General features: G+C 70.6%; 14 protein-coding genes. 6 read left to right on the top strand and 8 right to left on the bottom strand.

The window, feature by feature from the left end:
- Positions 1–23: 23 nt before the first annotated feature.
- Genes ACIRRU_RS05520 through ACIRRU_RS05505 form a run of 4 tightly spaced genes read right to left on the bottom strand, consistent with a single transcriptional unit; the run spans position 24 to position 3,000 of the window.
- Positions 24–1,346 (bottom strand): NADH-quinone oxidoreductase subunit D, encoded by a 1,323-nt coding sequence (locus tag ACIRRU_RS05520; RefSeq protein ID WP_403676481.1) that lies wholly within the window; start codon positions 1,344–1,346, stop codon positions 24–26.
- Entirely contained in the window at positions 1,346–2,071 is a 726-nt protein-coding gene (locus ACIRRU_RS05515) for an NADH-quinone oxidoreductase subunit C (RefSeq protein ID WP_403676478.1), read from the bottom strand. The genes ACIRRU_RS05520 and ACIRRU_RS05515 overlap by 1 nt, the downstream gene beginning before the upstream one ends.
- Positions 2,068–2,622 (bottom strand): NADH-quinone oxidoreductase subunit B family protein, encoded by a 555-nt coding sequence (locus ACIRRU_RS05510; RefSeq protein WP_363200440.1) that lies wholly within the window; start codon positions 2,620–2,622, stop codon positions 2,068–2,070. Before ACIRRU_RS05510 ends, ACIRRU_RS05515 begins: the two co-directional genes overlap by 4 nt.
- Before the next feature lie 18 nt (positions 2,623–2,640).
- The gene (locus ACIRRU_RS05505) at positions 2,641–3,000 is read right to left on the bottom strand and encodes an NADH-quinone oxidoreductase subunit A (protein ID WP_363200439.1); all 360 of its coding nucleotides are present in this window, start codon (positions 2,998–3,000) and stop codon (positions 2,641–2,643) included.
- A gap of 785 nt (positions 3,001–3,785) precedes the next feature.
- Between ACIRRU_RS05505 and ACIRRU_RS05500 the strand changes: the two genes are divergently transcribed.
- Positions 3,786–4,637, top strand: a complete 852-nt coding sequence (locus ACIRRU_RS05500; RefSeq protein WP_403676474.1) for a C40 family peptidase — start codon at positions 3,786–3,788, stop codon at positions 4,635–4,637.
- Between the two features lie 365 nt (positions 4,638–5,002).
- Here ACIRRU_RS05500 and ACIRRU_RS05495 read toward each other — a convergent pair whose 3' ends face one another.
- Complete coding sequence (locus ACIRRU_RS05495; protein WP_403676471.1) at positions 5,003–5,230, bottom strand: hypothetical protein; 228 nt, start codon at positions 5,228–5,230, stop codon at positions 5,003–5,005.
- Positions 5,231–5,640: 410 nt separating this feature from the next.
- Here ACIRRU_RS05495 and ACIRRU_RS05490 point away from each other — a divergent pair, with 410 nt between their 5' ends.
- Positions 5,641–6,252, top strand: a complete 612-nt coding sequence (locus ACIRRU_RS05490) for a CGNR zinc finger domain-containing protein (protein WP_403677017.1) — start codon at positions 5,641–5,643, stop codon at positions 6,250–6,252.
- On the opposite strand, the gene ACIRRU_RS05485 is transcribed toward ACIRRU_RS05490, so the two are convergent.
- Both ACIRRU_RS05485 and ACIRRU_RS05480 read right to left on the bottom strand, forming a co-directional pair.
- Entirely contained in the window at positions 6,204–7,103 is a 900-nt protein-coding gene (locus ACIRRU_RS05485; protein ID WP_403676469.1) for a GNAT family N-acetyltransferase, read from the bottom strand. The two genes, ACIRRU_RS05490 and ACIRRU_RS05485, sit on opposite strands and share 49 nt — an antisense overlap.
- A gap of 14 nt (positions 7,104–7,117) precedes the next feature.
- Positions 7,118–7,789, bottom strand: coding sequence for a helix-turn-helix domain-containing protein (locus tag ACIRRU_RS05480; RefSeq protein WP_403676467.1), 672 nt, complete (start codon positions 7,787–7,789; stop codon positions 7,118–7,120).
- Positions 7,790–8,312: 523 nt separating this feature from the next.
- Between ACIRRU_RS05480 and ACIRRU_RS05475 the strand changes: the two genes are divergently transcribed.
- The 3 genes from ACIRRU_RS05475 to ACIRRU_RS05465 are packed head-to-tail and all read left to right on the top strand — an operon-like array spanning position 8,313 to position 11,536.
- Positions 8,313–8,465 carry a hypothetical protein gene (locus ACIRRU_RS05475; RefSeq protein ID WP_403676464.1) on the top strand — a complete coding sequence of 51 codons (153 nt, stop codon included), beginning with the start codon at positions 8,313–8,315 and terminating at the stop codon, positions 8,463–8,465.
- Positions 8,466–8,483: 18 nt separating this feature from the next.
- A complete protein-coding gene (locus tag ACIRRU_RS05470) occupies positions 8,484–9,758 on the top strand; it encodes an asparagine synthase-related protein (protein ID WP_403676462.1) in 1,275 nt (424 codons plus the stop codon).
- A 56-nt stretch (positions 9,759–9,814) separates the two neighbouring features.
- Positions 9,815–11,536, top strand: a complete 1,722-nt coding sequence (locus ACIRRU_RS05465) for an ABC transporter ATP-binding protein (RefSeq protein WP_403676459.1) — start codon at positions 9,815–9,817, stop codon at positions 11,534–11,536.
- 22 nt (positions 11,537–11,558) lie between these two features.
- Here ACIRRU_RS05465 and ACIRRU_RS05460 read toward each other — a convergent pair whose 3' ends face one another.
- Entirely contained in the window at positions 11,559–12,842 is a 1,284-nt protein-coding gene (locus ACIRRU_RS05460) for a geranylgeranyl reductase family protein (protein ID WP_363200434.1), read from the bottom strand.
- Between the two features lie 97 nt (positions 12,843–12,939).
- Between ACIRRU_RS05460 and ACIRRU_RS05455 the strand changes: the two genes are divergently transcribed.
- Positions 12,940–13,467: a GNAT family N-acetyltransferase gene (locus tag ACIRRU_RS05455; protein WP_403676456.1), complete on the top strand. Its 528-nt coding sequence runs from the start codon at positions 12,940–12,942 to the stop codon at positions 13,465–13,467.
- Positions 13,468–13,484: the final 17 nt, after the last annotated feature.

The raw sequence follows: 13,484 nt of genomic DNA, 5'->3' as shown, positions 1-13,484 counted from the left end.
ACTGACGTCTTGGCGTGGTGTCGTCACCGGTCGACGCCTCCCATCACGGGGTCGATGGACGCGACGGCGACGATGACGTCGGCGACCTGGCCGCCTTCGCACATCGCCGCCATGGCCTGGAGGTTGGTGAAGGACGGGTCGCGGAAGTGGACCCGGTAGGGGCGGGTGCCGCCGTCGGAGACGACGTGCACGCCGAGTTCGCCCTTGGGGGACTCGACGGCGGTGTACGTCTGCCCGGCCGGGACCCGGAAGCCTTCGGTCACCAGCTTGAAGTGGTGGATCAGGGCCTCCATGGAGGTGCCCATGATGTTCCGGATGTGGTCGAGCGAGTTGCCGAGGCCGTCGGCGCCCAGGGCGAGCTGGGCGGGCCAGGCGATCTTCTTGTCGGCGACCATGACCGGGCCCGGCTCCAGCCGCTCCAGGCACTGTTCGATGATCCGGAGCGACTCGCGCATCTCGTCCATGCGGATGAGGAAGCGTCCGTAGGAGTCGCAGGTGTCGGCGACGGGCACCTCGAAGTCGTAGGTGTCGTAGCCGCAGTAGGGGTCGCTCTTGCGCAGGTCGTGCGGGAGCCCGGCGGAGCGCAGGACCGGTCCGGTGGCGCCGAGGGCCATGCAGCCGGTGAGGTCGAGGTAGCCGACGTCCTTCATCCGGGCCTTGAAGATGGGGTTGCCGGTGGCGAGCTTGTCGTACTCCGGCAGGTTCTTCTTCATGGTCTTGATGAACTCGCGCAGCTGGTCGACCGCGCCCGGGGGCAGGTCCTGGGCGAGGCCGCCGGGGCGGACGAAGGCGTGGTTCATCCGCAGGCCGGTGATCAGCTCGAAGAGGTCGAGAACCAGTTCACGATCGCGGAAGCCGTAGATCATGATCGTGGTCGCGCCCAGTTCCATGCCGCCGGTCGCGATGCAGACCAGGTGCGAGGAGATCCGGTTGAGCTCCATCAGGAGCACGCGGATGACCGTGGCCCGGTCGGGGATCTGGTCCTCGATGCCGAGGAGCTTCTCCACGCCCAGGCAGTACGCCGTCTCGTTGAAGAACGGCGTCAGGTAGTCCATCCGCGTGACGAAGGTGGTGCCCTGGGTCCAGCTGCGGAATTCGAGGTTCTTCTCGATGCCGGTGTGGAGGTAGCCGATGCCGCAGCGGGCCTCGGTGACGGTCTCGCCGTCGATCTCCAGGATCAGCCGCAGCACGCCGTGCGTGGACGGGTGCTGGGGACCCATGTTGACGATGATGCGCTCGTCGTCGGACTTGACGGCGGATTCGACGACCTCGTCCCAGTCGCCGCCGGTGACCGTGTAGACGGTCCCCTCGGTCGTGGCACGGGGGGTTGCTCGGGGAGTGGTCATCAGGAGTACGACCTCCGCTGGTCCGGAGCCGGGATCTGGGCGCCCTTGTACTCGACGGCGATGCCGCCGAGCGGGTAGTCCTTGCGCTGCGGGAAGCCCTGCCAGTCGTCCGGCATCATGATCCGGGTCAGGGCGGGGTGCCCGTCGAAGACGAGCCCGAAGAAGTCGTACGCCTCCCGCTCGTGCCAGTCGTTGGTCGGGTAGACCTCGACGAGCGAGGGGACGTGCGGGTCGCTGTCCGGGGCGGAGACCTCCAGCCGGATGATCCGGCCGTGCGTGAGGGACCGCAGGTGGTAGACGGCGTGCAGTTCGCGGCCCTTGTCGCCGGGGAAGTGGACGCCGCTGACGCCGGTGCAGAGCTCGAAGCGCAGGGCGGGGTCGTCGCGCAGGGTGCGGGTCACCTGGAGCAGGTGCTCGCGGGCGATGTGGAAGGTCAGCTCGTCGCGGTCGACGACGGTCTTCTCGATGGCGTTCGAGGGGAGCAGGTCCCCTTCCTCCAGGGCCCCTTCGAGCTCGTCGGCCACCTCGTCGAACCAGCCGCCGTAGGGGCGGGAGGAGGCTCCCGGCAGGGTGACCGTGCGGACGAGCCCGCCGTAACCGGAGGTGTCGCCGCCGTTGTTCGCGCCGAACATGCCCCTGCGGACGCGGATGACCTCGCCGCCGGTGTCGCGGGGGGCGGGGACGGCGTTGCCGTCGCCCTCCTCGCCGTGGGTGTGCTCGCTCACCGCAGCAGCCCCTTCATCTCGATCAGGGGCAGCGCCTTGAGGGCGGCGTCCTCCGCCTCGCGGGCGGCCTCCTCGGCGTTGACCCCGAGCTTGCCGTCCTGGATCTTCTGGTGGAGCTTGAGGATGGCGTCCAGCAGCATTTCGGGACGCGGCGGACAACCCGGCAGATAGATATCGACCGGGACGATGTGATCAACACCCTGCACAATGGCGTAATTGTTGAACATTCCACCCGATGAAGCGCAAACCCCCATGGAAATGACCCACTTGGGGTTGGGCATCTGGTCGTAGACCTGCCGCAGGACGGGCGCCATCTTCTGGCTCACCCGCCCCGCGACGATCATCAGGTCCGCCTGACGCGGCGATCCGCGGAAGACCTCCATCCCGAATCGCGCCAGGTCGTAGCGGCCCGCGCCGGTCGTCATCATCTCGATGGCGCAGCAGGCGAGTCCGAACGTGGCCGGGAAGACGGAGGACTTCCGCACCCAGCCCGCAGCCTGCTCGACCGTGGTCAGAACGAAGCCGCTCGGCAGTTTCTCTTCGAGTCCCATGGTGTGCCCCTCAGCCCCTCAGTCCCATTCCAGGCCGCCGCGACGCCAGACATACGCGTAGGCGACGAAGACGGTGAGCACGAAGAGCAGCATCTCCACGAGCCCGAAGATCCCCAGGGCGTCGAAGGAGACCGCCCAGGGATAGAGGAAGACGATCTCGATGTCGAAGACGATGAAAAGCATCGCCGTCAGGTAGTACTTGATGGGAAAGCGGCCGCCTCCGGCCGGTGTCGGCGTGGGTTCGATACCGCACTCGTACGCTTCGAGCTTCGCCCGGTTGTACCGCCTGGGGCCGATAAGCGTGGCCATGACCACGGAGAAGATCGCAAACCCTGCCCCGAGGGCGCCGAGCACGAGGATGGGCGTGTAAGCATTCACGCTCCTCGCTCCTTCCAGTCGTCCTTGACCGTTGGACCGCATCGGGCGACCGGCTCGCCGCCTCACCAAGATCGTGCACATGTGAGGCAGTTCACAAGCCCGACTGCCCCGCATCCTATGCCCGCTCCCCTGTGATCTGCGACACGGGGTGCGCCAACGTCTTTGTGATCTCCACCACCTGACGAACGATCATGAAGTCGTATGAGCGGTGATCTTCGTACGCGAAGCGGCCGAGTGATCACGAGACGTGACATTCAGCGGTGTTACCGCTGGTCAAAGGCGTATCGCGGTATCAATAGACCGCCACTACAAGCAAATTGGCGGTGGACCACGATGGAGTGGTAAGAGCGCCCGGCCGCCCTCCGCTCACCCGGACGAGGGGTCGCGCGGACCGAAGGGGACATGTGCGCGCATTCACGAAGTTCCGGATGGACCACGAACCCTCCCGGACAGGAGGGCGGGGCGACCGGGACGGAAGAGGGGGAGACCTCGGCGGCGGGCGCGAGGGTTGCCTGCCACCGGACACCGCCACCGTGACCTGCGTCACTCGGCACCCCGCACCGGAAAACCGGGCTTGGCCATCGGCGTGAACGAATGGTAGGCGACGGGCAATTCGGGCGTATTACCGAAAGTCAGTGATCACGGGCCTGATCGCACCTGCCCGTTTTGCCCGTTACGGCGTCAATAAGGGCCCACAGAAAGCGGATTCGCAGATTCCGAACGTAACTGTGTCGCAACACACGTTTCTTGATGGGACCCCTACACCCCTGATAGCGCTAGTACCCATGTCCCACACCGCTCACATACCCAGCCACCGGAAGCCCCGACAGCGTTCCTCGAAGTCGGCGCTGCGAGCCGGAGTTGCCGGTGGCGTCCTCAGCACCATCGCGGTCGCGGGTGCCGCCGGTCCGGCCCAGGCCGAACCGGTGACCCAGACGATCGAGATGCCCACCATCACCTCCGGGCTCTCCACCGCCGTCGCCGCGTCCGCGCAGGCCACCCAGCAGGTGGCCCTGGACCTGGAGACGCAGGCCGACGAGGCCGCGGCCGCGAAGAGCGCCGCCAAGACGGCCAAGAAGGCGCACGCCGAGGCCGTCCGCGAGGCCGAGGCGAAGAAGAAGGCCGAGGCCGCGGCGAAGGCCAAGGCGGCGGCCGAGGCCCAGGAGCGCGCCGAGCGCGCCTCCCGTACCTCCGAGCGCACGACGCTCAGCGCCTCCTCCGGCTCCTCGGGCAACACCGCCTCCGCGCCTTCCGCCCCGTCGTCCTCCTCGTCGAACGTCAGCGGTTCCGCGGCGTCCATCGTGGCGTTCGCCAAGGCGCAGGTCGGCGACGCGTACGTGGCCGGCGGCACCGGCCCGAACGCCTGGGACTGCTCCGGCCTGGTCCAGGCCGCCTACCGCACGGCGGGCATCGACCTCCCCCGCGTCTCGCAGTCGCAGTCGACCGCGGGCACCCAGGTCTCCCTGGACAACCTCCAGCCCGGGGACATCCTGTACTGGGGCGGTGCGGGCAGCGCGTACCACGTCGCGATCTACGTCGGCGGCGGCGAGTTCGTCGGTGCGCAGAACTCCAGCACGGGCACCGTGCAGCGCTCCATGGACTACGACCGGCCGACCGGCGCGGTCCGCGTTCTCTGATTCACAAGCGCCTGCGGGCGCTCCGGTGCACGGCTGAGGGCCGCCGCTCCCCCGCTCGGGGGCGGCGGCCCTCGGCCGTGGTCGCGGCAGCGGGAGCAGGGCGACGGCTCAGAAGCCCGCGTCGGCGAGGGCCCCGGCGACCCGGGTCGTCAGGAGCACCCCCTAACCGGGGGGTGAGGGTAGCGGCGACATGGGCGGCGGCGAACACCGCGAGGAAGAGGAGCAGCGCGCGGCGGCGGGGTGGGGTGCGGCTGGGGAGCGCCGTCAGCGGAGCGCCGACGACCATCCCGGCGGCGAAGACGACCATCCCGGCAGCGAAGAGGGCGGCGCCTCGGCCGGGGCGGCCAAGGGCGCGTCTTCGCCGTTCAGCGGCGGCGGGGGCGGCGGTTGGTCCGCTCGGGCTCCCGCGCCGAGGTGGTGGGGGCGGGCAGGGCGTCGTACGCGGAGTCCAGGTCCTCGTCGTCGTCCGTCACCGTCAGGTCCACGGTGAAGTGGGGCTCCAGGAAGAGCCCGAGGTGCTGGGGCGCGGCGATGGCGGTGGTGACGGCCGGTTCCGGACGGACGGACGTCAGGGGCAGGGAGGCGGTGGTCATGGCTGTCTGTCCTTGGGGTCGAGCAGCGCTGTATCGGCTTGATCCGTACCCCGCCGGCCTGCGTTCGATGTGAGTGCGCGTCAAAAAGCTTCGTACGCACCGCGTGCGCCGCTTCGGGCGGGGGCGGGCGCCGACCTGGTCCGGGGAACGGCCCGACGACCGGGGAAGGCGGGCAAATCATCGCACACGATCACCTGCGGAACCGCGGATTATGCGGGCGGCGGAACGGGCGTCGGGGGCCGGGGCAGGCGCGGAGCATCAGGCGGACATGAGTCGGCCGCCGCCGGGCACCCTGCACCTAAGGTCTGCTTCCCGTTTTCCATTAGGCCCACAAAATGAGGCCCATAAACTGGGGAGCGCACCAGAACAAGGGACGGCGAAGGGAGCGGCCCGTGGCGCAGCGCATCGTCATGGAGCTGGTGAGCACCATCCGCCACGACGGGGACGGCGGAGTCCTCGACGATCTGGCCACGGTCCGGGGGACGAACCGGTGGCTCCAGCAGCAGCCCGGTCTGCTGACCACCGGCGGGAGAACCGGCGCCCCCGCCCCGCCTCCGGTGGCGGACGAGGAGCTGCGGGAGGCGGTCGTCGGCGTCCGGCGGGCGGTCCGGTCCCTGTTCGCGCGGGCGGTCAGCCCCGACCCGCCGAGTCCGGCCGACGCCCACCGGCTGATGCCCGTCGACGAGGCACTGGCCCTCCTCAACACGGCCGCCGCCCGCGAGCGCGTCGCCCCGCAGCTGACCTGGCCCGCCGGAGAGGCCCCCGTCTCCCGCCTGCTGTCGGTCGAGGAGGACCCCCGGGTACGGCTGATCGCCACCCTGGCCCGCGACGCCGTCGACTTCCTGAGCGGCCCCCAGCGCGAGCGGCTACGGGCATGCCGCGCGCCGCGCTGCGTGCGGTACTTCGTCAAGAGCCACGGCCGCCAGGAGTGGTGCAAGCCCTCCTGCGGCAACCGGGCCCGGGTGGCCCGCCACTACGAACGTTCCCGGGCGGGGGGCGGCGGGCCAGGCGCCAGCGTGTAGGACCACAGGTGGTCCACCTCCTCGAACCCGGCCGACTCGTAGAGCCGGTTGGCCGCCGTGCGGTCGCGCTCGCCGCCCGGTGTCTCGTCGTCGTCCACGTACAGCACCGCCTGCGTGGCCCCGAGCCCGCGGAGCGCTTCGAGAGCCGAGCCGAGGAGCGCGCGGCCGGTGCCCCGGCCCCGGGCCTCCTCGTCGACCTCGATCCACCACAGGACGCCGATCCCCTGCACCGGGTGGCCGATCACCGCCTCGGCGACGGACCGCCCGTCCCGTACGACCTCCAGCCGCTGGGACGCCCCCCGGTCCGGCGCCGGTCCGACGCTCACTCCTTCGGCACGGGGCAGACCCGGGCGGGGCAGCGGGGCTCGCATGTAGCGCCAGAGGCGTTCACCGGTGTATCCGGCGCGTTTGAGCGCCGCATGGGTCTGGGGCCGTCGGCCGGCCGGGAGCCCTTCGAGGCCCTGGGTGAGGGCGGTGGCGAACGGGAACGCGTCCACGGAGTACGGCGACAGGGCCGCCGTGGCGTGGGCGAGCAACGCGTCGGCCACCGCCGGGTCCTCCCGGCAGTGCAGCCACGGGATCAGGCCCGCACCGTCCTTCGTCCGCCGCGCGAAGGCGGCCACCCCGGTGATCCCGCCGTCCGCGGAGTCCTCCGCGACCAGGATGTCCGGCGCCTCGTAGGCGCCCCACCAGGTGCCGTCCCCCTCCTCGCTGCCTCTCGACGCCTCCGCTAACAGGGCCGCTCGGGCCTGCGGCTGGCCGGGAAGCCGGTCCTCGTCGATCAGGGCGAGAACCGCCGGCAGATCCGTGGGGGCGTAGGGGCGGAGAACCGGGCGCGTGGAGGAGGACATGGGCACCACGGTGATCAGTGGTCCCGTCCCTTGTCCAGAACCGCCCGCGGGTGACCATGAGAACGCGCCGTTTTCCACCGCCTGGACGACGGCGCCCGGTCGGCCGGCGCACCCGGCCGCGGTCCACCGTCCGAGGCGGTGTTCCCGGGCGGCTGCTCCATGCCGTCCGACAGCAGTCCGATCGCCTGGTCGACCCGCCTGCTCAGGCGGGCGGCGTCCTGCTGCTCGGTGACGATGGCCCGCAGGTGCCGGAGGTCGGCGGCGATCCGCTCGACCAGCCTGCGCAGGTCGTAGCGCCGCTGCCGGTCGGAGTCCGAGAGGATCAGCACCTCGTCCAGGACGGTGAGTCCGCTCGCGCCGCCCCGGCCGCAGACGCCCTCCGCTTCCGCCCGCCGCCTCCTGGCTCCGGGGGCGAGCACGTCCGCGTTCCGCTCCTCCTGCGCCCTGAGCCAGAGGTCGGTCAGCGCCCCTTTGGCGCCGAGGACGTGATCGCTGCGATCCGCGAACTCCCGGCTCGGCCACCGCTCGGCCTTCTCGACCTTCGAAACGGTGGACCCGCTGTGCATAATCAGCAGACCGAGCTGTTTCTGCGACATTCCCTGCTGTTTTCTCAAACGGCGCAGCTCAGCACCGAACCGGTGCTGAGCCGATACGTACGGAGTCAGCTTTCGCAACGGTCGCCCCATGCCGATAATCCCCCTACCAAGCGCATGAATCAGGCCAGCACACACGTCTGATTCACAGGACAGGCCGCGTTCACGGTATCCCAGACAATAGCCGTAACCGTTGAGACGTGGGTCACACCTGCCCCGGGGAAGCAGTCATCGGCCAGTTTCGCCATTCGGGTCCGGAGGAATTCCGGGAAGCCCGCGAGGCCCGCATCCGGCACACCTCCGGAATCCGGCCGTGCCTTCGATCACGGGCGAGCCCCCGTACCGTCGGCTGGAAGTCGCCGCTCCGGCCGCCACTGCGCGGGGCGGCACTGTCCACAAACTGTCCGAATGACTTCCCGGCGGGCTCCGCCCTCTCGTGGTAAGGGAAGTCACCCGGGATTTCGTACACCGCGTTCGTCCAATTCTCCGTATTGCCCTCCACTCCCTGGACGGGATTCCATGGACGGCGAAGCGGGCGGAGAAATGCCTCTGCCGCCTCGCTTCACCGTGAAGGGGAGCGCTTTCCCCTGTTCTCATCCGACCGAAGGAGAAAGCAATGTCGAAGAAGAGCAAGCCGGGCGACGGAATCCGCGGAAAGGGCGTACGCGGGCGGTTCATCGCGGAAGTGGAGTCCACCGAGAACTCCGGCCCCATCCGCACCGCTCTCGCCAGCCTTTCCGAGACGCTGGACCGCGGCGACCGCAAGTAAGAAGAGGCAGGTGACGGCATGCCGCCCGAGCGCATATCCCGCAGCAGGCTGGCCCTCTGGCTGACCTGGCCGGCCATCAGGGGAGAATTCGGCCCGGTCCATCCCTTCGAGGACGGTCCGCGCATGGCCCCGGAGCCTCCCTGGCCCTCCGGTGATCCTCGCGTCCGGGACCTGCGGGTGGATTTCCTCGCCTCGCTGCGGCGTGCCGTCGCGGACAGCGAGGGCGTCGCGGTCGCCACCTCCGGTGGCCTCGACTCCCTCGCTGTCCTGGCCAACACCGTCCTGGAACACGGCGACCGGCGCCGCGTCACCGCGGTGGCGATCGAGATGACCGACGACCGCGGTCGGTCGAACATCCCCTTCGTCCGCAGACTGCTCGACGCCCTCGGCCCACGGTGCGACCTGCGGATCGTCCCCTTCTCCCAGCAGTCGGCCGGCGCCCCGGAATGGCACCCCGACGGGCCACGCCTCGACGCCCTCCCCGACGCGAACCGGCTCCTGGTGGAAGTCGCCCACGACGCGGGGGCGGACGTCCTCCTCACCGGCGACGGGGCCGACGAGCTTCTCGGCAGCGGCCAGTACCTCTCATCGGCGGTGCTGCGGAGCCGCGGTCCCCGGGCGCTCGGCGCCTACTGGCGCGACCACCGGGGCGAGCACCACCGTACGGCGAAACTGGAAGCCGTCGGCGTGCTGGCCCGGCTCACCGGGCGACGGCGGCGCGCCATGACGTACCTCGCCTGCTCCTGGCCCGAGTTGTGCCGCAACCCGCCGCACGACTTCCTCGCCGCGCCCTACCGCGACGTGGCGGAGAGCTGGACGAACGACTGGATCCGTACCCTCGTGGAGCTGCACGAGCGACACCACAGCTCCCTGGCGGCCATGGAGGCGTGGAGCGACCTCTACCCCCACCAGCGACTGCGCACCGCAGGGCTGATGCGCAACGAGGACCCCTTCCTGGACGCCGAGTTCACCGAGCGCGCGAAACTGCTGCCCCTGCACCGTCGCTACGAACCGGACCATCCCTATCCGTACTGGCGGATGAAGTCCCAGGTGATCGCGTTGATGCCCCCCGGCACGCGGGCCTGCCTGCCCACCGCCAAACAGATCTTCAGCCGGGCCATCGTCGACCGGGTGAATCCGGCCGAACTGGACGCCAGGAACCTGCTGGAGAGCGGAATACTCAGCCCCGGCGCCCTTCGCGGAAACCTGGACCCCATGGTCGCGACCCGCGTCGTCGAGGTCGAACAGTGGCTGTCGACCGCCGTCGAGCGCGGGTACGACCTCGTCGACTGAGCCCCTCCCCGAGCGCCCGAGCGCGCTCCTCCTCGTATCGGAACCTCTGCGGAGTCATGGACGAAGAACTGGAAACCCGCCGCGGCACCCTCCGGCAGTTGTGGAGCTGGACCCGGGGCAGCCGCCGCGCCCTGCTGACCGCCCTCGGGTGCGCCCTGACGGGGGCGGCGCTCGGACTGGCGCAGCCCCTGCTGGTCAACTCGACCATCGAGGCGGCGACGAACAGCCGTTCCGTCGCCGGGCTGCTCGTCCTGCTCGCCGCGCTCTTCGCCGGGCAGGCCCTGCTCCAGGCGTGGTCCACCTACCGGCTGGACCGGGCCGGGGAGGGCATCGTCCGCCGGCTGCGGCAGGCGATGATCGACCAACTGCTGCGGCTGCGGATGGCGGTGTACGACCGGCAGCGGGTCGGCGACCTCATCTCCCGTACGACGACGGACACCACCCTGCTGCGCGACGTGCTGGCGACGGACGCCGCGAACGCCGTGGTGAACAGCATCGTCGTCGCGGGCGGCGTCGCCGTGATGGTCTGGCTCGACCCCTTGCTCGCCACCGTGGTCCTGGCGGTCACGCTGAGCTCGGGACTGGTCGTCGCCGCGGTCCTCAAGGGCATCCGCCGGGAGACGGTCGCCGCCCAGGACGCCACCGGATCCCTCGCCGCCGACCTCGAACGGGTCCTCAGCGCCATCAGGACGGTGCGCGTCAACCGCGCGGAGTCCCGGGAGTCCGCCGCGCTCGCCGGCCGGAACGGCGCGGTCTACACGCACAACGTGCGGGCCGCCCGGCTCTCGGCCGTCGTGTCACCGGCCATCGACCTCGCAGTCCAGGGGTCGCTGATCGTGGTCATCGTCGTGGGCCTGTCGCGGGTCTCCGCCGGGGCCATGACCGTGGGGGAGCTGGTGGCGTTCCTGCTGTACGTGAACTACCTCGCCGCGCCGATGTCCGGACTGTTCGACATCGCCCCGGCGCTCCAGACGGGGCTCGCGGCGCTGGAGCGGGCCCAGGAGGTGCTGGACCTGCCGGTCGAGAGCGAGCGTGAGCGCCGGACAGCGGCGCCGACGTCCGGTCCCGGTGCGGGGCTCGTCCTGCGGGATCTGCGGTTCCGCTACACCGACCGCGACATCCTGAGGGGAACGTCGTTCCACGTGCCCCGCAACAGCTGCACCGCGGTGGCCGGTCCCTCGGGCGCGGGCAAGAGCACCCTGTTCAGTCTGCTCGGGCGGTTCTACGAACCGGACAGCGGGAGCATCGTCTTCGACGGGCGGGACGTCCACACCGACCACTCCATCGCCCAGTGGCGGGCCCGCATCGGCCTGGTGGAACAGCACTCCCCGCTGATGTACGGCACGCTGCGGGACAACATCGGCTACGCGGCGCCCGACGCGGACGAGACGTGGCTGCGCCAGGTCGTGGACATGGCCGGTCTGACGGCCCTGGTGGACCGGCTGCCCTCCGGGCTCGACACCGAGGTCGGCGAGCACGGTTCCTCGCTGTCCGGCGGCGAACAGCAGCGGGTGGCGATCGCCCGCGCGCTGCTGGCCCGGCCGGAGATCCTCCTGCTGGACGAACCGACCTCGCATCTCGACGCGGCCAACGAGCAGCTGCTGACCCGGACGCTCCGCCGGATCTCCGCCGAGTGCACCCTCCTGGTCATCGCCCACCGGCTGTCGACGATCCGCGCCGCGGACCAGGTGGTCGTCCTGGACGCCGGGCAGGTCGTCGCCACCGGCGGCTACGACGACGTGCGGGACCTTCTGCCCCAGCACCGGGTGACCGCCTGACCGGGAGCGCCGCCTGCGGGCGTCACGCCTTCGGGGCCACCTTGGAGAGGCCGTTGATGATGCGGTCCATCGCGTCGCCGCCCTGCGGGTCGGTCAGGTTGGCGAGCATCTTGAGGGTGAACTTCATCAGCAGCGGGTGGGTCAGGCCGCGCTGGGTGGCGACCTTCATGACCTTCGGGTTGCCGATCAGCTTCACGAAGGCGCGGCCCATCGTGTAGTAGCCGCCGTAGGTCTCCTTGAGCACCTTCGGGTAGTTGTTCAGGGCCAGTTCGCGCTGGGCGGGGGTGGCGCGGGCGTGGGCCTGGACGATGACGTCGGCGGCGATCTGGCCGGACTCCATGGCGTAGGCGATGCCCTCGCCGTTGAACGGGTTGACCATGCCGCCCGCGTCACCGACCAGGAGGAGGCCCTTGGTGTAGTGCGGCTGGCGGTTGAAGGCCATCGGGAGGGCGGCGCCCCGGATCGGCATCGTCATGTTCTCCGGGGTGTAGCCCCAGTCCTCCGGCATCGAGGCGCACCAGGCCTTGAGCACCTCGCGCCAGTCCAGCTCCTTGAAGGCGGAGGAGGAGTTGAGGATGCCGAGGCCGACGTTGGAGGTGCCGTCGCCCATGCCGAAGATCCAGCCGTAGCCGGGGAGCAGCCGGTCCTCCGCGCCGCGCCGGTCCCACAGCTCCAGCCAGGACTCCAGGTAGTCGTCGTCGTGGCGGGGCGAGGTGAAGTAGGTACGGACGGCGACGCCCATCGGGCGGTCGTCGCGACGGTGCAGGCCCATCGCGAGGGAGAGCCGGGTGGAGTTGCCGTCGGCGGCGACGACGAGCGGGGCGTGGAAGGTGACCGGGGTCTTCTCCTCGCCGATCTTCGCCTCGACGCCGGTGATGCGGCCGGTGCGCTCGTCGCGGACGGGCGCGCCCACGTTGCAGCGCTCGTACAGCCGGGCACCGGCCTTCTGCGCCTGCCGAGCGAGCTGTTCGTCGAAGTCGTCGCGCTTGCGGACCAGCCCGTAGTCCGGGTAGGAGGCCAGCTCCGGCCAGTCGAGCTGGAGGCGGACGCCGCCGCCGATGATGCGCAGGCCCTTGTTCCGCAGCCAGCCCGCCTCCTCGGAGATGTCGATCCCCATGGAGACGAGCTGTTTCGTGGCGCGCGGCGTGAGCCCGTCGCCGCAGACCTTCTCCCGGGGGAAGGCGGTCTTTTCCAGCAGCAGGACGTCGAGTCCGGCCTTGGCGAGGTAGTACGCGGTCGTGGAGCCCGCTGGGCCCGCTCCGACGACGATGACGTCCGCGCTGTGCTCGGAGAGGGGCTCGGTCACGGTCGGATCTCCCGAAGACTCGAATTCGCGTGCCGCGCGGCACATGTCCCATGCAGTCTATGGGGGCCTGCGAAACAACCCTCCGAAGGGCTCCCCCATGTCGATCGCGCCCGCTTCGCCCGCCGCCCCGGCCCCCGTCGTACGGCTCCGCGTCCCCACCGACGAGGACGCCCTGACCTGGCACCGGGTCTTCGACGACCCCGAGGTCATGGAGTTCTTCGGGGGCCGCAGAGCGGACCGCTCGGTCTACGAGGAGCTGACCGCCCGCCAGCGCCGCCACGACGCGGAGCTGGGCTACTGCCTGTGGACCGTCACCGACGACAGCGACGCCGTGCTCGGTTTCACCGGCGCGCAGCCCTGGCCGCACACCCACTACGGCCCGGTCGGCGCGACCGAGATCGGCTGGCGGCTGGGGCGCGCGGCGTGGGGGCGGGGGTACGCGACCGCCGCCGCCCGCGCCACTCTGGAGCGGGTGCGGGCGGCCGGGGTGGGCGAGGTGGTCGCGATGGTCCACTCCCGCAACGCCCGGTCGATGGCGGTGGCGGAACGGCTCGGGATGCGGCGGGCCGAGTCGTACGGCACCCCGCGCGGCCAGGAGGCCGTCTGCTTCCGGCTGGAGCTGTGAGGCCCCCGGGGTCCCAG

This window comes from Streptomyces sp. NPDC101181 (assembly GCF_044767975.1).
Lineage (GTDB): Bacteria > Actinomycetota > Actinomycetes > Streptomycetales > Streptomycetaceae > Streptomyces.
This window is presented reverse-complemented; position numbering and strand designations above follow the sequence as displayed.